Source organism: Streptomyces gilvus, assembly GCF_022513565.1.
GTDB lineage: Bacteria > Actinomycetota > Actinomycetes > Streptomycetales > Streptomycetaceae > Streptomyces > Streptomyces gilvus.
The window spans coordinates 30463-51047 of the sequence record NZ_JAKWBE010000027.1 but is presented as its reverse complement, the minus strand read 5'-3'; the positions used below and the strand labels follow the sequence as shown (position 1 = coordinate 51047).

Genomic DNA, 20585 nt, shown 5'->3' with positions numbered 1-20585 from the left:
ACTCGATGGGCGGCGCCGCGGTCACCGGGTCTTGTGGGTCATCGCGAACTCGTCGGCCTCCGGGAGGTCGAAGGCGCCGTGGTCGCTGCCGAGGCCCTGCGCCACCAGGGCCGCCGCCGCGTTGCCGAGTACGGCGGCCTCCTTCGGGGTGCGGTCGAGGCTGACGCCGCGCAGGAAGCCGGCCGAGAAGGCGTCGCCGCAGCCGGTGGTGTCGACGACGTCGACGTCGAAGGCGGGGACCGCCTGGGTGCCCTCGGCCGTGATCAGGAGCGCGCCCTCGCCGCCGCGGGTGACGGCGACGAGACCGGTGCCGGCCGCGAGGAACTTCCTGGCGCCGGTGACGAGGTCCTGCTCCTCGCTGAAGCCGAGGACCTGGTCCTCGTTGGGGAGCAGGTGGTCGATGTACGGGAGGATCGGTTCGATCTGGTCGAAGGTGCCCAGCTCGCCCGGCGCGAGGAGGTCGACGGAGGTGACGACGTCGTGCTCCTTGGCGTGGGCGAGGATCCGCGCGGCGACCTCGGCGCCGATCAACTCCGGTCCGCCCAGGTGCAGATGTGTCGCCTCAGCCAGCGCGTCCCACGGGACGTCGTCGAGGCCGTAGGTGATGTTGGCGCCGAGCAGATGGAGGGTGGGGCGGTCGCCGTTGGGGCGGATGGGCAGGACGGTGGCGGAGGTGGAGGTGTCGGTCCGGCGGACGACCAGCCCGGTGTCGATTCCCGCCCGCTCCAGCAGTTGCAGGAGCAGATCGCCGGTCGGATCGGTGCCGATCGCGCCGGCGGTGCGGACCTCGGCGCCGAGCTTGGCGAGGGTCAGGGCGGTCCCGGCTGCCGTCCCGGCGGCGGTCATCCTGATGTCCTCGACGAGGGTGGCGCCCTGGCCCTCGGGTATCGCCTCAACCGGCCGTACCAGCACGTCCAGTACGTGCACGCCCATCGTGACGACCTTCATCGCTTCTCCTCCTGCGCGGGTGGTACGGGGTGGGTGGTGCCGTAGTCACGGGCGATGGCGGCCTCGATGACCGCGAGTTGCCGCTGTTCGTCGAGGACGCGGGGGGTGCCGAGCGCGGCGGCGTGCTGGTAGACGCCGCAGGCCCACTCCAGCAGCAGCGCGTGCTCGACGGCCTTGTCGAGCGTGGTCGCGTGGGTGACCGCGCCGTGGTTGGCCATCAGGGCGGCGCTGCGGCCCTCCAGCGCGGCGATCACCGACTCGGCGAGTTCGGGGGTGCCGAAGGTGGCGTACGGCGCGACTCGGACGGTGCCGCCCAGCGTCAGCAACTGGTAGTGGACGCAGGGGAGTTCGTCGAGGACGAGGGAGAGCGCGGTGGCCATCGGGGCGTGGGTGTGGACGACCGCCCCGGTGCCGTAGCGGCGGTAGACACCGAGATGCAGGTCCAGTTCCGAGGTCGGCGCCAGCGTCCCGGCCACGAGCCTGCCGTCCAGGTCGACCACGCTGACCTGGTCCGGGGTCAGTTCGGCGAGCACCGCGCCGGTGGCGGTGATCGCGACCTGGTCCTCGACGCGCACGCTGACGTTCCCGGCCGTACCGATGAGCAGGCCCTCGGCCCCCAGACGCCGGCAGGCGTCGGCCACGGCGGCCCGCTGCGGCCCCAGCGCCGAGCTTGAGTCGGTCATGGGCGCGACCGTAGTCTAAACATGAAACAATGTCACGTTCACGTTCGGAGGTTCCTTCGTGGGAGAGCCGACCGCGGATCCCGGCGGAGCCCTCCCCCTGCGCCGGACCCCGCAACAGGCGCGCAGCAAGGCCCGCTTGGCCCGGGTGCTGGAGACGGCCGAGCACATCCTGATCCGGGACGGGGTCGAGGCGCTGACCACGACCCGGGTGGCCGCGGCGGCCCGGGTGTCGGTCGGCTCGCTGTACCAGTACCTGCCCGACCGGGACGCGATCATCGACGCCCTGGCGGCCGGGTACTTCGCCAAGCTGGAGGCCGCCATGGACGGTTTCGCCGAGGCGGCGGCGACCGAGCGGTGGGCGGACCCGGTCGGCCTGCTCCTGGACGCGTACGCCGCGATCTACCGCGGCGAACACGGCTTCCGCGCCCTGTGGTTCGGCAGTGGTCTGACCGAGCGGACCCGGGCCGCCGACCGCGAGCACAAGCTCCGGATGGCCGACGGTATCCGCCGCGTCCTGCTCGCCCTCGACCTCGCCGCCGACGACGAGGCCCTCGCCCGCGCCTGCCACGCCTCGGTCCTGGCCGCGGACGCGCTGGCCCAGGAGGCCTTCCGGCGCGACGCACAGGGCGACGAGCGGCTGCTGGAGGAGGCGAAGGTGATGCTGCGGGGGTACCTCACGGCCGTGACGGCTCGCTATCGGCGCTAGGCGCGCTGTCCCGGACGCCTGCGTGACCGCGCCGGGCAGGTCGGCTCCCCCGTGCGGCGCCCCTTCCTGCCGTGACCCTGGGTAACCCGGGACGTCACGGAGGGTCGGACGGGGGCTGAAGATCAACAAGGTGGGTGGGGCCGGTGGAGTTCTCGGTCCTGGGGCCGGTTCGGGTACGTCGGGAGTGGGCGGAACTCGCACTGGGCGGGCCGCGCGAACGTGCCCTGCTGGTGCACGACGGGCTGGCCGCCCAGCACACCGCGCTCGCCGGCGCGCTGCGGCTGTCCGACCCGGTGTGGGAGGCGCACGGCCTGCGCGGTCTGGGCCGGGCGGAGGGCCGGCTGGGCCTGCACGACCGCTCCCGGCCCCGGCTGCGCCGCGCCCTGGAACTCTTCACGGAGCTGGGCGACCCGATCGGCCGGGCCCAGACCCATCGCAGCCTCGGCTGGGAGGCGGACCAGGAGGGCGACCTTCCCGGCGCCCTGCACCACAACCAGCGGGCGCTGGAGCTGTTCCGGGCGAGCGGCGACCGGGCCGCGCAGGAGCGAGTGGCGCGAGAGCGCGGGCGGGAGTTCCAGTGCGCTGCGGGACCAGCTGTCATGCGCCGGCAGTCAACTCGCCCACGCCCTGCGCTCCTAGCGTGCTCGTCGACGCGCTCGCGCATCACCAGCCACACACTTCGGGAGAACGTGATGTCCCAGACCGCCGAACCGGTCAAGCCGGTCCTCGAACCGGCCGCCCAGGCCTTCGTCGAGGCCACCGCCAACCCGCCGTACCTCTTCGACCTGCCGCCCGCCGAGGGCCGCAAGGCCGTCGACGAGGTGCAGTCGGGTGAGATCGCCAAGCCCGCGGTCGACGAGGAGTGGATCACCGTCTCCGGCGGCCCGACCGGCAGTGTCCGGGCCCGCATCGTCCGCCCCGCCGGGGCCGCCGGCACCCTGCCGGTCATCCTCTACATCCACGGCGCGGGCTGGGTCTTCGGCAACGCCCACACCCATGACCGGCTGGTGCGCGAACTCGCCGTCGGCGCGGGCGCGGCCGTGGTCTTCCCCGAGTACGACCTCTCCCCCGAGGTGCGCTACCCGGTCGCCATCGAGCAGAACTACACGGTCGCGAAGTGGGTCGTCGAGCAGGGTTCCACCAAGGACCTGGACGGCTCGCGGCTGGCGGTGGCCGGTGACTCGGTGGGCGGCAACATGACGGCGGCGCTGACCTTGCAGGCCAAGGAGCGCGGCGATGTCCCGCTGGTGCAGCAGGTGCTGTTCTACCCGGTGACCGACGCGAGCTTCGACACGCCGTCCTACCACCAGTTCGCCGAGGGCTACTTCCTGCGCCGGGACGGCATGCGGTGGTTCTGGGACCAGTACACGACCGACGAGGCCGAGCGGGCGCAGATCACCGCCTCGCCGCTGCGGGCCTCCACCGAGCAGCTGGCCGGGCTGCCCCCGGCCCTGGTGATCACCGGTGAGGCGGACGTCCTGCGGGACGAGGGCGAGGCCTACGCCAACAAGCTGCGCGAGGCCGGAGTCCCCGTGACCGCCGTGCGCTACCAGGGCATCATCCACGACTTCGTGATGCTCGACGCCCTGCGCGAGACCCACGCCGCCGAGGCCGCCATCAACCAGGCCGTCGCCACCCTGCGCGCGGCCCTCCGCACCGACTGAGCCGGGAGCCAGCCGCCATGACGCCCACACCCACCGCCCTTCTCGTGCACGGCGCCTTCGCCGACGCCGCAGCTGGGCCGGTGTCGTCGCGGAGCTGCAGAACCAGGGCGTCCCCGTGATCGCGCCGCCGAACCCGCTGCGCGCTCAGGCGGCCGACGCCGCCTGACCGGAAAGGATCACTACCGGACGACGACGTTGCGGGGCACCGGCAGGGGACAGTGCCCACGTGTCGCACGCACGACATCGGCTCAGTGGGCGTCGCAGCAGGCGTCCCTGCGCATCAGCGTGCCCATCGCCAGCCAGTCCTCCTCGGCTTCGGTCGTGCTCCGGGCCGCCGGCTCGAAGTCGGCGGTCAACTCCTCGGTGGTGTAGGGCACTCCGCCCCTCAGTACCGCGACGGTACGCACGAGGGTGTCGAAGTCCGTGAAGGGGTCGCCGTCGACGACGGTCAGGTCCGCCAGCCTGCCCTTCTCCACGGTGCCGAGGTCCCGGTCGAGGCCGAAGAGCCGGGCGGGCAGAACACCCTGGCGCAACCGTCACCTCGGACGCAACAAACGGTACGGGGTCGACCGCGGAGGGTGACGGCGATCGCGCCACTGATCCATGTCCTCGCGCCTCGAACGGTTCGACGTGGGGACCCGACACCCTGTGTCCCGTCGTCACGGCGGTACCGGCCGCCCCGGACAGAAAGTCACAGCATGATCGACATCGCCAGGGAGTACCGCCTCTCGCTGCCTGCCTGGATCGAGGACGAACTGGCGGACGTGCCCGCCGTCGTCCCCGGTCGTGAGGACCGCATGCGGCTCGTGCACCGGCTGGCCGACCGCACCTGGCGTGAGGGCGACGGCGGCCCCTTCGCCGCGCTGGTGGCCGAGGCGGACACCGGCCGGATCGTGTCGGTCGGTGTGAACGTCGTCCTCGCCTCCGACGTCTCCAGCGCGCACGCCGAGGTCCTCGCGCTCGCGCTGGCCCAGACGTCGGTCGGCGGCTGGGATCTCGGCGCCGAGGGCCTGCCGGCCCACGAGCTGGTCGTCAACTGGCGTCCGTGCGTGCAGTGTTACGGCGCGGCACTGTGGTCCGGGGTGCGCGGGCTGGTGGTGGCCGGCGCCGGAGAGGAACTGGAACAGCTCACCACCTTCGACGAGGGCCCCCTGCCCGACGACTGGGCGGAGCAGTTCGAGGCACGCGGCATCAAGGTCACGGGGGACGTGCTCCGGGACGAGGCGATCGCGGTGTTCCGGGGCTACCGCGAGGCCATCGACGCCGGCGAGATCACGGTCTACAACGCCCGCGGGGGATCCGACTGACGCCCATTTCATACGATTGCAACATCAGCCTGGATGACCCGCCCCGGCGCGACGGTTGCACCCAGCACGAGCCCGTGCAGCGAGAGGGGACCGACATGACCGTCCAAGACGTCGACCGCGTGAGCTTCGTCCAGGAGTGGGAGGAGTGGCACCGGCGCAAGGAGGCCGTGCTCTCCGCCCCGCACGGCTTCCTCGCGATCACCAGCCTCCGCTGGCTGACCGAGGAGCCCACCCGCTTCGAGGACGCGCCGGGCGCCTGGGCCGCCACGGGCGACGGCGTGGTCGTCGACCTCGCCGAGGGCGAGGAGGTGACGGTGGACGGGCAGGTCGTGCGCGGCCGTCACGACTTCGGCGTGCTCGCCGAGCGTGCCAGTGTCCACGTCGGCTGGGGCGACGCGGTGATCGAGGTCGCCAAGCGCGGCGGCCACGACATCCTGCGCCCCCGCCACCCCGAGAACGCCCTGCGTACGGCCTTCACGTTCACGCCCGCCTACGAGCCCGACCCGCGCTGGGCGCTCACCGGCCGCTTCCTGCCGTTCGACGCGCCGCGCCCGGTGACCGTGGGCGCCGCCGTCGAGGGTCTTGAGCACGTGTACGACTCCCCCGGACAGGTCGAGTTCGAGCTGGACGGCACCGCGCACCGGCTCACCGCCTTCAACGGCGGGGAGCCCGGCTCGCTGATGGTGCTGTTCACCGACGAGACCTCCGGCGTGACCACCTACGCGGCCAACCGCGCCCTGCAGATCGCCGCCCCCGACGCCGAGGGCGGGGTGAGGGTCGACTTCAACCGCGCCGCCAACCTGCCCTGCGCCTACACGGACCTGGCCACCTGCCCGCTGCCGCCGGCCGAGAACCGTCTGCCCCTCGCGGTCGAGGCCGGCGAGAAGATCCCGCTGGAGCGGGGCGGACAGCTCTGAGGGACTATCGCGCGAGGAAGTCGGACAGCCCCGTCAGCAGCCGTTCGACGTCCTCCGTGCTGTTGTACGGCGCGAGCCCGACCCGCAGGCCGCCGGTGTCGCCGAGGCCCAGGCGGCGGGAGGCCTCGATGGCGTAGAAGGAGCCCGAGGGGGCGTGGACGCCGCGCTCGGCGAGGAAGGCGTAGGCGTCCACGGTGCTGTGCCGTTCGAAGGTCAGCAGCAGGGTGGGGGTGCGGTCGGCCGCCCGGGAGCGCACGACGACGCCGTCGAGGGCGGCCAGTCCCTTGTCGATCCGGGTGCGCAGGACGTGTTCGTGCGCCTCCAGGGCGGTGTAGGCGGCGGCCAGGCGCTCGCGTCGGCTTCCCACGGCGGCGGTGTCGAGGCCGGCGAGGAAGTCGACCGCCGCCCGGGTGCCGGCGAGGAACTCGTAGGGCAGAGTGCCGAGTTCGAAGCGCTCGGGGACCGCGTCGGTGGACGGCAGCAGCTTGTCCGGTCGCAGGGTCTCCAGCAACTCCGGCCGGGCGGCGAGGACTCCGTGGTGCGGGCCGAGGAACTTGTACGGCGAGCAGACGTAGAAGTCGGCGCCGAGCGACTCCAGGTCCACCAGGGAGTGGGCGGTGTGGTGGACGCCGTCGACGTGGACCAGCGCACCGGCCTCGTGGGCCAGTCGGGCGATCTCGGGGATGGCGGGGCGGGTGCCGATCAGGTTGGAGGCGGCGGTGACGGCTACCAGCCGGGTGCGTCCGGACAGCACGGCCCGGACGTCGTCGACGGCCAGCTCGCCGGTGGCCGGGTCGAAGTCGGCCCAGCGCACGGTGGCGCCGGCCTGGGCCGCGGCCTGCACCCAGGGGCGGATGTTGGCGTCGTGGTCGAGCCGGGTGACGACGACCTCGTCGCCGGGCGCCCAGGTCTTGGCGAGGGTCCGGGAGAAGTCGTACGTCAGCTGGGTGGCGCTGCGGCCGACGACGATGCCGGACGGCCGCGCTCCGAGCAGGTCGGCCAGGGCCCGGCGGGCCTCGGTGACGATGGTCTCGGCGTTGCGCTCGCCGGGCGCGGTGTGGCCGCGGTTGGACAGGGGGTTCGCCAGCGCGTCGGCGATCGCCCGGATGACGGGCTCGGGGGTCTGGGTGCCGCCGGGTCCGTCGAAGTGGGCGACACCGGCGGCCAGGGCCGGGAACTGGGAGCGGAGGGCGGTGATGTCGAACGTCACGGGGAACTCCTGTCGGTTCCGGGTGGTTGCGTGCCGCGGTCGCCTCAGCGTGTCACGACCACAGCACGTGCAGGGTGGGCGGCTTGCGGAAGACGAGGCCGTGCGGGCTCGCGGGGCGGTCCGGGTCGAGGCGGAGGGCGGGGAGGCGTTCCAGCAGGCGCTGGAGGGCGATACGGGTCTCCAGGCGGGCGAGGTGGGCGGCGATGCAGTGGTGGGGGCCGTGGGCGAAGGCCAGTTGGAGGCGCGCGTCGGGGCGGCGGACGTCGAAGCGGTCGGGGTCGGCGAAGACGGCCGGGTCGCGGTTGGCGCCGGACAGGGAGACGGTGACCAGGTCGCCGCGGCGGATGGCGGCCGGGCCGAGGACGGTGTCGCGGGTGGCGTAGCGGTCCACGACCGCCGCGCCGGGCTCCAGGCGCAGCGACTCCTCCATCGCGCCGTCCAGCAGCTCGAAGTCGTCCTTCACCAGGGCGAGTTGGCTGGCGTCGCCGAGCAGGTGGAGCAGCGCGTTGGTGATCATCGCCTCGGTGGTCTCGATGCCGCCGAACATCAGCACGGCCGCGTTGGAGGCCACCTCGGGCACCGTCAGCCGTCCGGCGGCGGCAGCGAGCAGCGAGGACGTGTCCGGGTCGGCGACGGTGGCCTCGACGGCGCCCCGCAGCTGCGCGTAGGCCTGGGCGCCGGAGGTGCCCGGATCCAGTCCCGCGGTGATGTCCGAGACCGCCCGCACGATGGCGTCGTACCAGGTCAGGACCGTTTCCGTGGTCGTACCGGCCAGTCCGAGGGCCTGGGTCACGACGGCGACCGCGAGAGGTCCGGCGAAGGCGCGGCGCAGTTCGCCGGCGCCCGCGGGCCCAAGGGCGGTGATCAGCCGGTCGGTCTCCTCCTCGATGAAGGCGGCGAAGCCGTCGCGCACCGCCCGGGGCCGGAAGGGGGCGGCGAAGGGGTCGCGGTGGCGGGTGTGGTCGGCGCCGTCCAGGGAGAGCATGCTGGGGCCGACGACCCGGGCGGTGGAGAAGCGGGGGTCGTCGACGGTGAAGGTCGCGCCGTCCCGCATGACGCTCAGGGCGAGGTCGCGGCGGGTGACCAGCCAGCCGTCCAGCTCGGGCAGCCAGGACACCGGCTCGTGCGCTCTCAGCAGCGCGAGGCGCGGATGTGGATCGTGGGCGAGTTCGGCGAGCGTGGTGGAGGCGCCGAGGGGGAAGGTATCGACGGCGCTCATCGCGCGTTCCGGCCGGACGGTGGGAAACCGATCACGGCTCAGCCTAACAACGGGGCCGAGCGGTCCCAGCGGCCAGGCCAGGAGGAGACTGGGCCTTGGCGGGAGGAGCGTCATGACCACTGTGGACGTGCACCAGCATCTGTGGACCCCGTCGCTGGTGGCGGCCCTGCGCGCGCGTCGCGAGCCGCCGTACCTGGACGGCTGGACGCTCCACCTGGAGGGCGAGCCGCCGTTCGCGGTCCGGCCGGAGGACCACGACATCGCCCGGCGTGCGGAGCTGGCCACCGCCGACGGTCTCGGCCGGGCGCTGGTCTCCCTGTCCACGCCGATCGGTGTGGAGTGGCTGCCGGCGGCCGCGGCCCGGCCCCTGCTCGACGCCTACCACGAGGGCGCGGCAGCGCTGCCCGAGCCATTCGGCGCGTGGGCCGCGGCCTGCGTACGGGACGTCGACGCGGCCGCCACCGCCAAGGACCTCGACCAGGGCTTCGTCGGCCTCCAGCTCCCGGCCGACGCCCTCGCCGACGCGGCCGGCTACGCGCGCTGCGCCCCGCTGCTCGACCTGCTTCAGGAGCGTGACCTGCCCCTCTTCGTCCACCCCGGCCCCGCGCCCGGCGGACCCGCGGGCCCGGGCTGGTGGCCGGCCATGGTCCCCTACGTCCAGCAGATGCACGCCGCCTGGTTCGCCTTCCGCGCCTTCGGCCGCCCCCGCCACCCCCGCCTGCGCGTCTGCTTCGCCCTCCTCGCCGGCCTCGCCCCGCTCCACGGCGAACGCTTCGCCGCCCGCGGCGACGGAGAGACCGGCGTCGACCCCGACGTGTTCGTCGAGACCTCCTCCTACGGCCCCCGCGCGGTCGAGTCGATCGTCCGCGCCCTGGGCGTGGACGCGATCGCCCAGGGCTCGGACCGCCCCTACGCCGAACCCCCGCACCACCCCGGCTTCGGCCTGGGCGGAGCCGCCGCCTACGCCTTCAGGGTCGACAACCCACGACGGCTGCTCAAGGGAGGCGACTGACCGGAGCTCACTCCCGTCGGAGGACGCGCCGGGGATCCGGGCTCATGGGCGCCAGTACAGGGCCGGGTCGGGGTGGTCGGTGAAGCCGAGTTCCCGGTAGAGGGGTTCGCCTTCTCGGGAGGCGTGCAGGTCGACCCGGGCCGCCTCGCGGTCGCGGAACCAGTCCTGCAGGGCTCGCATGATCGCGCGGCTGTGGCCGCGGCGTCGGTGGGACGGGTCGGTGATCACGCCGATGACGTGGCCGATGCGGCCGTTGGTCAGGTGCGGTCCGGGCAGGCGTTGTTCGATCGTGCCGATGCCGCAGGCCGCGAGCCCGCCGTCGTCGCCGTCCACCACGAGGACGCGCACGGTGTCGTCGGTCAGTTGCTCCTTGAGGACCACGGCCAGGGCGTCCAGCCAACCGCCGTCCGCCGAGGCGGGGTTGAAGAAGTCTCCGCCGAGGTCCTCGAAGAGCAGGGCGCGCAGTCGCAGCAGCTCCACGAGGTCGTACTCCACGGCCTGCCGTACGGCCGATGCCTGGTTGTCGGGGCGTTGTCCCATGCCGACCAGACTGCTGTAATGGTCTTATGCATCTCAACCCTTACGGCGAGGATACCGTGAAGCTGGCCGCGGATCTCGCCAACCGGCGCCCCGCCGACGCCGGGGAGCTCGCGGACCGCTGCCTGGCTGCCGGGCTGGTGCTGGAGCGCCCGGTCACCTCGCAGGATCTGGCCCGGGCCGAGGAGGCGCTGGACGCCTGGGAGAAGGTCGTCGACGCCGAGGACGAGGGCGAGCGCGCCGAACTGCTCAACGCCATGCTGGCGACGGCGGCCGCCTATCCGCGGCTGACCAACCACGCCGGAAGCGGCTGGCACGTGCACTACCGGGACCCCGAACTGCCGCTCGGGGCGCTGCTGTTGTCGTTGATCTCCGTCGGCACCGCCCTGCATCTGGCGGGCCGCGGCATGCACCGGCTGCGCCGCTGCGCCGTGGCCGAGTGCGCCACGATCTTCGCCGACACCTCCCGCACCGGCCGGCAGCGCTACTGCTCGCAGCGCTGCGCCAACCGCGACGCGGTACGCCGTCACCGGGCCCGTACGACCGCCTGACGCCGACGCGTTGTCACCTCAGGACGAACCTCCCCTCCCCCGGGACTCACCTCCCGCAAACAGAACAGGGATCGTCCAATCCCGCCCCCGTTTCGCTGCCATATTCGAAAACAACTTCGGAGGTGGCTGTGACGCGAGAGGCGACGACATCCCGAGCGAGCAGGACAACGGTGCCGGCGGCGCCCACGGCGGACCGCACCGCCGAGCGCGTCGCGGACCTGGAGGACCGCCGGGCACAGGCGGTGATCACCGGTGTGCCGAGAAGACGGGGCGCGCTCGGCGCGCGGGAGCGGATCGGGCGGCTGCTCGACGAGGGCTCCTTCACGGAGACCGGCCTGTTCGTCCGGGCCCGGCCCACCGGCGACGGCGCCCAGCGCCCCCACGGAGACGGGGTCGTCACCGGGTGCGGCACGGTCGACGGACGGACCGTGTGCGTGTTCGCCCAGGACTCCACGGTCTTCGGCGGCAGCATGGGCGAGGCCTTCGGCGAGAAGGTCGTGGCCCTGATGGATCTCGCGCTGAAGACCGGCTGTCCGGTCGTCGGCCTCAACGACTCCGGCGGCGCCCGTATCCAGGAGGGCGTCGCCTCGCTCGCGCTCTACGCCGAGCTGGTGCGCCGCAATGTGCAGGCCTCCGGCGTGATCCCGCAGATCTCGGTCATCCTCGGCCCGTGCGCGGGCGGCGCCGCCTACTCGCCCGCCATCACCGACTTCACCGTGATGGTGGACGGCGCCTCGCACATGTTCGTCACCGGCCCGGACGTCATCGAGGCCGTCACCGGCGAGCGCACCACCGCCGAGGAACTGGGCGGCGCGCGGGCCAGCAACACCGTCAACGGCAACGCCCACTTCCTCGCCGCCGACGAGGAGGACGCCCTCGACACCGTGCGCGACCTGCTGTCGTACCTGCCCGCCAACAACCTCGAACGGCCCCCGCAGTACGCGCCGGGCGACGATGCCGACGGCGGCCTCCTCGACGAGGTGGTCCCGGACCGCACCGGCCAGGCCTACGACATGCGCGAGATCCTGCACGCGGTCGTCGACGACGGTGAACTCCTCTACGTCCAGGAGCTGTTCGCGCCGAACATCGTCTGCGCGCTGGGCCGCGTCGAGGGCGCCACCGTCGGCATCGTCGCCAACCAGCCGCTGCACTCCGCCGGCGTCCTGGACATCGACGCCTCCGAGAAGGCTGCGCGCTTCGTACGGTTCTGCGACGCGTTCGGCATCCCCCTGCTGACCTTCGCCGACGTCTCCGGCTATCTCTCCGGCGTCGGCCAGGAGCGGGCCGGCATCATCCGGCGGGGCGCCAAACTCCTGTACGCCTACGCCGAGGCGACCGTCCCGAAGGTCACCGTGGTCGTGCGCAAGGCGTACGGCGGCGGATACGCTGTGATGGGTTCCAAGCACCTCGGCGCCGACGTCAACCTCGCCTGGCCCACCGCCCGTATCGCCGTCATGGGCGCGGAGGGCGCCGTCGGCGTGCTGCACCGGCGCGAACTGGCCGCAGCCGGCGATCCCGAGGCCCTGCGCGCCCGTCTCGTCGCCGCGTACGAGTCCACCCACGGGACCCCCTACCCGGCCGCCGAACGCGGCTACGTGGACGCGGTGATCGCCCCGCGCGAGACCCGCGCCCACATCTGCCGCGCCCTGCGCACCCTGCGCGGCAAGCGCGCCCCGATGCCCCAGCGCCGGCACGGCAACATCCCGCTCTGAACCGGCCGCGCGCCGGTGCCGACTCTCCGCGTCCTGAGCACCACCCCGCTCCGCCCCCCACTACCGCGATGTGAGGAGCCACGCCCGATGGACAGCCGCCGCCCCCCGCTCGCGCCCGCGTACCGGACTCTGCCCGAGTATGTGCGGCACTGGGCCGAAACCACCCCCGACCGCAGGGCGTTCACCTTCGTCGAGCACCCCGTTTCCGGGTCGCGCGGCGTGCACCGCACCCTGACCTGGCGCCGCCTGGAAGTCCGCGTCCGGGCGCTGGCCGCCCGGCTCGCCCAGGAGGCCGGACCCGGTGAGCGGGTCGCGCTGCTGTGCCCGCAGGGTACGGACTACATCACCGGGTTCCTCGCCGCGCTCACCGCCGGTCTGGTCGCCGTACCCCTGTATCCGCCGGGCCTTCCCGGGCACGGCGACCGGCTCGTCGCAGTCCTGGCCGACGCCCGCCCCGCCGCCGTGCTGACCACGAGCCGGGTCCTCGCGGAGGTGACGGACTTCTGCGAGCGCGCTGAGGTGCCGGTCGTCGCGGCCGACCAGGTCCCCGACGCCACCGCCCAGGACTGGCCGGCACCGGAGCCGGACCCGGAGGCGACCGCGTACCTGCAGTACACCTCCGGCTCCACCCGCACCCCGGCCGGCGTGGAGATCACCCACGCCAACGTCGTCGCCAACGCCCACCAGGCCCTGAGCGCCTACGCCGCCGACACGCACCCGGTGACCTGTGTGGGCTGGCTGCCGCTCTACCACGACATGGGCCTGGTGCTGAGCGTCGCGGCCCCCGTCGCCCGGGGTCTGCTGTCGGTCCTGATGGACCCGGCCGCGTTCCTGCACGAACCGGCGCGCTGGCTCAGGCTGCTCACCGCACATCCGCGCGCGGTGAGCGCCGCGCCCAACTTCGCCTACGACTACTGCGCCTCCGCCGTCACCGACGCGCAGAAGGCGGACCTGCGGCTGGCCGGCATCACCGCGCTGATCAACGGCAGCGAACCGGTACGGCCCGGCACCGCCGACCGCTTCCACGCCGCCTTCGCCGCCCAGGGGCTGGACGCCGACGTCCACTGTCCGTCGTACGGGCTGGCCGAGGCGACCGTCTTCGTCAGCGCCGCCCGGCCCGGCGAGCCGCTCGCCCGGTTCGCCCTCGACCGGGACGCGCTGGCCACCGGCAAGGCGCTGCCCGCCCGGCCGGACGACCCCAGAGCCGTGCTGCTGGCCGGCTGCGGCACCCCGGCCGGACAGCGGGTGCGGATCGTCGACCCGGTCTCGCGTGCGGCGCTGCCCGAGGGGGAGGTCGGCGAGATCTGGGTGCGGGGTCCGAACGTGGGGCGGGGTTACTGGAACAACGAGCCGCAGTCCCGGCGCGTCTTCGGCGCCGCCCTCGCCGGGGGCACACCGGACGGCTGGCTGCGCACCGGCGACCTGGGGACCGTGCTGGACGGCCAGTTGATCGTCACCGGGCGGCTCAAGGACCTGATCGTCGTCGACGGCCGCAACCACTACCCGCAGGACGTGGAGGCCACCGTCCAGGACACGCATCCGGCGGTGCGGCGCGACCGGCTCGCCGCCTTCGGCGTGCCCGGCGAGGCGGGTGAGCGGGTGGTCGTCGTGGCCGAGCACGCGCGGACCACGAGCCTCGCCGAGATCGACGTGCCGGGCCTGGAGCGGGCTGTACGTTCGGCGGTCTCCTCGCGGCACGGGCTGCGGCTGGCGGACGTCGTGCTGGTCGCGCCGGGCACGGTGCCCCGGACGTCCAGCGGCAAGGTGGCGCGGGCGCTGACCCGGACCCGGTATCTGGAGGGCGCCTACGCGGCCGGGACCGCTCGGTGAGCGCCGCCGACGAGGGCGCGCTGCGCCGCCTGATCGCGGAACGGGTGACCGCCTGGACCGGAACCGCGGTCGCCGACGTCCCGATGGACCGGCCGCTGGCCGACCTCGGCATGGCCTCGCGGGACGCCGTGGTGCTGGCCGGGGAGCTGTCCCGGCTGGTGGGCCGTGAACTGCCGCCGACGCTGCTGTGGGAGGCGCCGACCGGGGACGCGCTGGTGGCCCACCTGTGCCGAACCGCCCCACAGAACCCGCCGGTTGTGGTCCCTTCCCCGGCTCTGGACGAACCGGTCGCGGTCATCGGGGTCGGCTGCCGGCTGCCCGGCGGAGTGCGCGGCCCGGACGACTACTGGCGGCTGCTGTGCGACGGCGTGGACGCGATCGGCCGTGTCCCCGAGGACCGCTGGCGGGACTTCACGGCCTTCCCGCCCGCCGACGCGCCCGCTTGCGGCGGCTACCTCGACGACATCGCCGGGTTCGACGCCGACTTCTTCCGGATCACACCGCGCGAGGCCGCGGTGATGGACCCCCAGCAGCGGATCCTGCTGGAGGTCGTCCAGGAGACCCTCGACCACGCCGCCGTCCCGGCCACCTCCCTCGCCGGTACGGCCACGGGTGTCTTCGTCGGCGTCTCGGTCCCCGAGTACGGCAGGCTCACGGGCGCCGACCCGGCCGCCGTCGATCCCCGGGCCCCGGCGGGCGCGGCCCTGAGCGTGACGGCGGGACGACTGGCGTACGTCCTGGACACCCGCGGCCCCACCATGGCGGTGGACACGGCCTGTTCGTCCTCCCTGGTCGCCCTGCACCACGCCTGTGTCAGTCTGCGCACCGGTGAGTGCGACACGGCGATCGCGGCCGGGGTCAACGTGCTGCTGTCACCCGTCGTCGGGGTCGCGTTCCAGCGGGCGGGCGCGCTGGCGCCGGACGGCCGCTGCAAGCCGTTCTCCCCGTCGGCCGACGGCATCGGACGGGGCGAGGGCTGCGCGGCCCTCCTCCTGAAGCGGCTGTCCGACGCCGAACGGGACGGCGACCGCGTCCTGGCCGTCGTCCGGGCCACGGCCGTGAACTCCGACGGCCGCTCCAACGGGCTGCTGGCTCCCAACCCGGCGGCCCAGCAAGCCCTGTTGGCGACGGCCTACGGGCGAGCCGATCTGGCCCCGGCCCGGATCGACTACGTGGAGGCGCACGGCACCGGCACCCCGCTCGGCGACCCGATCGAGGCCGGGGCGCTGGGCGCGGTACTGGGCGCGGGCCGGGATCCCGACCAGCCGTTGCTGCTCGGCTCGGTCAAGGGCAACCTCGGTCATCTGGAGTCCGCGGCGGGCATCGCGGGCGTGGTGAAGACGGTCCTCGCCCTGCACCACGACAGCATCCCGCCCTCGCTGCACTGCTCCGACGGCAGCGCGCTCACGGACCCCCGGCTGCGCGTGGTGACCGAGCCCGAGCCGTGGCCCCACTACGGCGGCACCGCGACGGCAGGGGTCTCGGGTTTCGGCTTCGGGGGCACCAACGCCCACGCGGTGCTGGAGGAGTGGCCGGTCGACTCCCTCCCGGCCCAGGAGCCCGCCGCGCATCTGCACCTGTTGTCCGACGTCGACACCGAGCGGGTCCGCGACACGGCGGGCCGGCTCGCCGCGTGGCTCCGTTCACCCCAGGGCAGCACAGCGCGCCCGGCCGATGTGGCGCGTACCCTCGCGGGACGGGCGGGGCGCGGTCCGGTGCGCGCCGCCGTCGCCGCGCACGGCCTGGACGAACTGGCGGACGCGCTCGACGCCTTGGCGCAGGGGCAGGGGCATGAGCGGCTGGTCACCGGTGACCGCGATCGCGTCGGACGAGGTCCGGTCTGGGTGTTCTCCGGGTACGGCAGCCAGTGGGCCGGTATGGGGCGCCGGCTGCTGGACGAGGAACCGGCCTTCGCGGCGGCCGTCGAGAAGCTCGACGCGCAGTCGGCCGGCGAGTTCGGGTTCTCCCTGCGCGAGCAGTTGCTCTCCGGGGACGGTCTCGACCGCCTAAAGGTCGCCCAACCGGCCCTGTTCGGGATCCAGTTGACCCTCGCCGAGCTGTGGCGCTCCCACGGGGTGGAGCCGGTCGCGGTCATCGGCCACTCCATGGGCGAGGTGGCCGCCGCCGTCTGCGCGGGCGCGCTGGACGTGCCGGACGCGGCCCGGGTGATCGCCGTACGAGCGCGGCTGCTCAGCGGGCTGCAGGGCGGCGCGATGGCCGTCGTCGACCTGGACGACGACGAACTCGTCCTGCTGGAGAGGGACTTCCCGGGCGTACAGGTCGCCGTCCACTCCTCGCCCCGGCAGAAGGTGGTCACCGGCGAGGAACCCGCCGTCGCCCATCTGGTGGAGCGGCTGGAGAAGCAGGGCCGGGCCGCCCGGTCCATGCGGGTGGTCGGCGCCGGGCACTCACCCCAGGTCGACCCACTGCTGCCGGAGCTGTGCGAGGCCCTGTCCGACGTCCGTGGCCGGCCTCCCCGCATCCCGGTGTACTCCACCGTCCTCGACGACCCGCGCGGCGACTGCGCCTTCGACGCGGCGCACTGGGCCGCCAACCTGCGGCGGCCGGTGCGTCTGGACCGGGCGCTCGCGGCTGCCGCGGCCGACGGCCACGGCATGTTCGTCGAGATCGCGCCGCACCCGGTGCTGGCGCGGTCCGTCACGGACAACGTGCCCGACGCCCTCGCCGTCGGCACCCTGCGACGCGACGCGGACGGATCCGCCGCGTTCCTGCGGGAGTTGGGCGCGCTGTACGCCGCGGGCCTGCCCCTGCCCCCGCCGCCCGGCCGGGTCATCGACCTGCCCGCGCCGCGCTGGCGGCATGCGCGGTACTGGTGGACGGACGGCCGGACAGCCGCCACGGCACCGGCGAGCGGCCGATGGGCCGAGCCCGCCGCGCCCACGGGGGACGAGGCCTCCTCCGTCGCCGCGCGACTGTGCCGGCATGTCGCCGCCGTCACCGGCCATCCGGCAGCCCGCGTCACACCGGCCACGGCCCTCGCCGACCTGGGCCTGGACTCCCTCATGGCCGTCCGGATCCGCACCGCCCTGGAACGGGAGTTCCGGGCGGAACTCCCGCTGCGTGACCTGCTGGGAGCCGTCACGGTCGCGGACGTGGCCGACCGTCTCCAGCGATCCGTGCCGGGCGGTTCCCCCCTGTTCCTGTTCCCCGCGGCCGGCGCCCCCACCGGCGTCTACCGGGCACTCGCCGAACGGCTCGGGGACAACCGCCCGGTACACATGCTGGAGCGGATCGAGGACGCCCCCACCGTCCGGGAGAAGGCCCGCCGTTACGCCGAGACGATCAACGCCCGGTATCCCAACGGACCCTGTGCGCTGGCCGGTTGGTCCTTCGGCGGCTTCCTCGCGCAGGAGACGGCACGCCAACTCACCGCCGACGGGCGGGAGGTGGAGCTGGTCGCGCTCATCGACTCCGTACGGCCGCTCCGCCGGCCCGGTATCGGCCCGGCCGACCGCATCCGCGCCCACCTCACCGGGTTCGCCCGGCACATCGCCGACACCTACGGCGTGCAACTCACGCTGTCATACGACGAGTTGGTGGCGGTGGAGGATGACCGCGAGCGCATCGACACGGTGCTCCGGGCGCTCCGGGAGGCCGCCGATGTGCCGGCCGCCGCGCTGGAGCACCAGCGTGCCTCCTATCTGGACCTGAGGGTCGGCGAGGCCCACGACCCCGGTCCCCACGACGGGCCGGTGGTGCTGTACCGGGCCACCGAACCCGCCCCGCACACCGTGCGCGACCCCGCCTACGAACGGGACGACGCCGCCCTCGGCTGGGACGCGGTGTGCCCGGACCTGACGGTGGTCGAGGTCCCGGGCCACCATCTGTCGCTGCTCGACCCGCCGCACGTCGACGAGATCGCCGCACATCTGCGGCAGGTCCTCGCGAGACCCGCCCAACCGGACTGAGGAGCCGCCATGCCGCACCACCCCGCCGGATTGTCCCGACGTGCCGTCACCAGGGCCGCGGCCGTCACGGGACTGGCCGCCCTGTTCGGCGTCACGGCCACCACCGGACGCGCCCGGGCCGCGACCCAGGTGGGGCCGCGCACCTTCGACGTGTCCGTGTCCTCCGCCGCGCTCGGCCGCAGCGCGCCGGTCCGGCTGATCCTGCCGTCGGACTTCGCCACCCAGACCGCACGGACCTACCCCGTCCTGTACCTCCTGCACGGCGCCCACGACGACTACACCTCCTGGACGCGGGAGACGGACATCGTGGCGTTCACCGAGGGCCGTGAGCTGATCGTGGCCATGCCGGACGCGGGCCCCACCGGCATCCCGAGCGTCTGGCGCGGCGGTCCCGACTACGAGACCTTCCAGGTGCAGGAGGTTCCGGCCATGCTGGCCCGCGACTACCGGGCGTCCGGCGTGCGGGCCGTCGCGGGGGTCTCCACCGGGGGTTACGGGGCCATGGCGCACGCGGCCCGGCATCCCGGCGCGTTCAAGGCGGCCTCCTCCTACAGCGGCATCCTGGACCCCACGGCACTCGGCGTGCCGCCCCTGGTGGACGCGATCGTGGCCCGCGAGAACCTGACGCCGGGCTCGCTGTGGGGCAATCCGGTCCTCGACGCGCTGGTCTGGCGCGACTTCAACCCGCGCGCCCGTGCCACCGGGCTGCGCGGCACACCGCTGTACGTGTCGCAGGGCAGCGGTGTCGCGGGTGGGGGCGTGGGCGACTGGCTGCCCCAGGCGCTGGAGAGTCTGCTGTGGCCCTCGGCGCACCTGTTCACCGACACCCTCGCCCTGCTGGGCATTCCGGTCACCACGCACTACTACGCGGGAGGAGGGCACAGCTGGGCCTACTGGAAGGCGGAGTTCGCCGCCTCGTGGCCGATGCTCGCCGGTGCGCTGGGACTTCCGGAGTGATGTCGGCGCAGCCGGGGCACGGAACGGAGCGCAGGGGACGCCCGTCCAACGGGCGTCCCTCTCGTCCCACGGGCAACGGCCCGTGGGTGAGCCGTCTCCGGGTGAAAGGAGTGTCCGTCGTGGCCGTCCCCACACCCCGCGGCGTTCCCACCGACCCCGCCACCGCCCAGGTTCCGCCCGAACTGGCCGAGTTGCTGCGCGCCCAGCTGGAGCGGGTCGCCGACGAGGTGGAGGAGGAGGTCCGCAGACAGGTCCCCGAGTACGCGCGTCCCGCCGACGGCACCTACCGGGAGAATCTCCGGGCCGGGGTCGTGCAGGCCCTGACCCTCTTCGTCGACCACATCGCCGACCCGTGCGGACAGGGAGCGGCGATCGCGGCGACGTACTACGAACTCGGCCGCGGGGAGGCGCTGGAGCGCCGCAGCCTGGACGCGCTGCAGTCCGCGTTACGGGTCGGCGGTCTGCACGCCTGGCGGCTGATGGGGCGTACGGCGGAGGAACTGGGGCTGGACTCGACAGTGGTGGCAGGGCTGGGCGAGCTGGCGTTCCGTACCGTGCACGAGGTCGCCGAGGCGGCGGCCGCCGGGTACTCCGAGGCGCAGTTGCGCAGCACGGACGAGCTGGAGCGGCGGCGCAGGCGGCTGCTGGATCTGCTGCTGGGCGAGGGGCCGGTGGCCCCGGAGGCCGTGCAGGACCTGGCGCACGGGGCGCGCTGGCGGGTGCCCGCGCGGGTCGCGGTGGTGGCGCTGGCGGCCACGGCGGAGCCGTACCCCGCGGATCAGCCGCCGGCCATGCCGGGGGCGCTGGTGGACATGGAGGCCCGGCCACCGCGGGTGCTCGTGCCCGACCCCGAGGGGGCCGGCCGGTTCGGCGGCCGGTCCTTCGTGCTGGGCCTGCGCGGGCGCCCGGCGGCGGTCGGGCCGACGGTCGCGGTGACCGAGGCCGCGCAGTCGCTGCGCTGGGCGACCCGGGCGTTGGGGCTGATGGGCCGCGGGGTCCTGCCCCGGCAGGGCGTGGTGCGCTGCGCCGACCATCTCTCGACGCTGCTGCTGCACGCCGACGAACCGCTGCTCGCCCAGTTGGAGGCGCAGGCCCTGGCCCCGCTGCAGGCCGCGTCCGAGGGGCAGCGCCCGCGTCTCGCGGAGACCCTGCTGGCCTGGCTCCTCAGCGGCAGCAACGTCCCGGACGTGGCCGCCCGCCTCTATGTCCATCCCCAGACGGTCCGCTACCGTCTGCGCCAGTTGGAGAAGCTCTTCGGGGATTCCCTGCACGACCCCGACACCCGCCTGAATCTGATCGTCGCCCTGCGTTCGGCGGCCACGAGCTCCCGGCTTTCCGCGGTGGACTCACCTCAGAACAAAAACAGCGCTCATTCCTGAATCACCGTCCATAACACCTCGTCA

At 73.8% G+C, this 20585-nt stretch carries 16 protein-coding genes and 3 pseudogenes; 13 read left to right on the top strand and 6 right to left on the bottom strand.

All coding sequences use genetic code 11. From position 1 onward, the window contains the following. Window positions 1-21: 21 nt before the first annotated feature. Together MKW14_RS31590 and MKW14_RS31585 are read right to left on the bottom strand one after the other, a co-directional pair. Window positions 22-948, bottom strand: coding sequence for a carbohydrate kinase family protein (locus MKW14_RS31590; RefSeq protein WP_240868417.1), 927 nt, complete (start codon window positions 946-948; stop codon window positions 22-24). Beyond that, entirely contained in the window at window positions 945-1631 is a 687-nt protein-coding gene (locus MKW14_RS31585; protein WP_240868412.1) for a class II aldolase/adducin family protein, read from the bottom strand. The genes MKW14_RS31590 and MKW14_RS31585 overlap by 4 nt, the downstream gene beginning before the upstream one ends. Before the next feature lie 58 nt (window positions 1632-1689). Here MKW14_RS31585 and MKW14_RS31580 point away from each other — a divergent pair, with 58 nt between their 5' ends. From MKW14_RS31580 to MKW14_RS31565, 4 genes and pseudogenes are all read left to right on the top strand, one after another. Continuing rightward, window positions 1690-2337, top strand: coding sequence for a TetR/AcrR family transcriptional regulator (locus tag MKW14_RS31580; protein WP_240868410.1), 648 nt, complete (start codon window positions 1690-1692; stop codon window positions 2335-2337). Window positions 2338-2471: 134 nt separating this feature from the next. Next, a pseudogene (locus MKW14_RS41370) lies at window positions 2472-2843 on the top strand (tetratricopeptide repeat protein); the annotation flags it as partial. 186 nt (window positions 2844-3029) lie between these two features. Continuing rightward, a complete protein-coding gene (locus MKW14_RS31570; RefSeq protein WP_240868560.1) occupies window positions 3030-4001 on the top strand; it encodes an alpha/beta hydrolase in 972 nt (323 codons plus the stop codon). 17 nt (window positions 4002-4018) lie between these two features. Further along, window positions 4019-4164 (top strand): annotated as a pseudogene (locus MKW14_RS31565) (alpha/beta hydrolase); the annotation flags it as partial. A gap of 85 nt (window positions 4165-4249) precedes the next feature. Here the strand turns inward: MKW14_RS31565 and MKW14_RS31560 are convergent. Beyond that, window positions 4250-4522: pseudogene (locus MKW14_RS31560) on the bottom strand (amidohydrolase family protein); the annotation flags it as partial. Window positions 4523-4699: 177 nt separating this feature from the next. Here MKW14_RS31560 and MKW14_RS31555 point away from each other — a divergent pair. Continuing rightward, window positions 4700-5308 (top strand): nucleoside deaminase, encoded by a 609-nt coding sequence (locus tag MKW14_RS31555; protein WP_240868408.1) that lies wholly within the window; start codon window positions 4700-4702, stop codon window positions 5306-5308. A 95-nt stretch (window positions 5309-5403) separates the two neighbouring features. Next, a complete protein-coding gene (locus MKW14_RS31550) occupies window positions 5404-6225 on the top strand; it encodes a DUF1684 domain-containing protein (protein WP_240868405.1) in 822 nt (273 codons plus the stop codon). Between the two features lie 4 nt (window positions 6226-6229). On the opposite strand, the gene MKW14_RS31545 is transcribed toward MKW14_RS31550, so the two are convergent. Together MKW14_RS31545 and MKW14_RS31540 are read right to left on the bottom strand one after the other, a co-directional pair. Then, window positions 6230-7435: a cysteine desulfurase-like protein gene (locus MKW14_RS31545; RefSeq protein ID WP_240868403.1), complete on the bottom strand. Its 1206-nt coding sequence runs from the start codon at window positions 7433-7435 to the stop codon at window positions 6230-6232. A gap of 52 nt (window positions 7436-7487) precedes the next feature. Next, window positions 7488-8654 (bottom strand): cytochrome P450, encoded by a 1167-nt coding sequence (locus MKW14_RS31540; protein WP_240868401.1) that lies wholly within the window; start codon window positions 8652-8654, stop codon window positions 7488-7490. A 112-nt stretch (window positions 8655-8766) separates the two neighbouring features. On the opposite strand from MKW14_RS31540, the gene MKW14_RS31535 reads away from it, so the two are divergent. Then, window positions 8767-9666 carry an amidohydrolase family protein gene (locus MKW14_RS31535; protein ID WP_240868398.1) on the top strand — a complete coding sequence of 300 codons (900 nt, stop codon included), beginning with the start codon at window positions 8767-8769 and terminating at the stop codon, window positions 9664-9666. Between the two features lie 42 nt (window positions 9667-9708). Here the strand turns inward: MKW14_RS31535 and MKW14_RS31530 are convergent, their stop codons facing one another. After that, a complete protein-coding gene (locus MKW14_RS31530; RefSeq protein WP_240868396.1) occupies window positions 9709-10206 on the bottom strand; it encodes a GNAT family N-acetyltransferase in 498 nt (165 codons plus the stop codon). A 26-nt stretch (window positions 10207-10232) separates the two neighbouring features. On the opposite strand from MKW14_RS31530, the gene MKW14_RS31525 reads away from it, so the two are divergent. The 6 genes from MKW14_RS31525 (at window position 10233) to MKW14_RS31500 (ending at window position 20561) form a co-directional block, all read left to right on the top strand. Next, window positions 10233-10754, top strand: a complete 522-nt coding sequence (locus MKW14_RS31525) for a CGNR zinc finger domain-containing protein (RefSeq protein WP_240868394.1) — start codon at window positions 10233-10235, stop codon at window positions 10752-10754. Between the two features lie 170 nt (window positions 10755-10924). Further along, window positions 10925-12466, top strand: a complete 1542-nt coding sequence (locus tag MKW14_RS31520; protein WP_240868392.1) for an acyl-CoA carboxylase subunit beta — start codon at window positions 10925-10927, stop codon at window positions 12464-12466. An 87-nt stretch (window positions 12467-12553) separates the two neighbouring features. Continuing rightward, a complete protein-coding gene (locus MKW14_RS31515; protein ID WP_240868390.1) occupies window positions 12554-14296 on the top strand; it encodes a fatty acyl-AMP ligase in 1743 nt (580 codons plus the stop codon). Then, complete coding sequence (locus MKW14_RS31510; RefSeq protein WP_240868388.1) at window positions 14293-18225, top strand: type I polyketide synthase; 3933 nt, start codon at window positions 14293-14295, stop codon at window positions 18223-18225. Before MKW14_RS31515 ends, MKW14_RS31510 begins: the two co-directional genes overlap by 4 nt. Window positions 18226-18234: 9 nt before the next feature. Then, a complete protein-coding gene (locus tag MKW14_RS31505) occupies window positions 18235-19182 on the top strand; it encodes an alpha/beta hydrolase (protein ID WP_240868386.1) in 948 nt (315 codons plus the stop codon). A 119-nt stretch (window positions 19183-19301) separates the two neighbouring features. Next, window positions 19302-20561: a PucR family transcriptional regulator gene (locus tag MKW14_RS31500; protein WP_240868384.1), complete on the top strand. Its 1260-nt coding sequence runs from the start codon at window positions 19302-19304 to the stop codon at window positions 20559-20561. Window positions 20562-20585 lie beyond the last annotated feature (24 nt).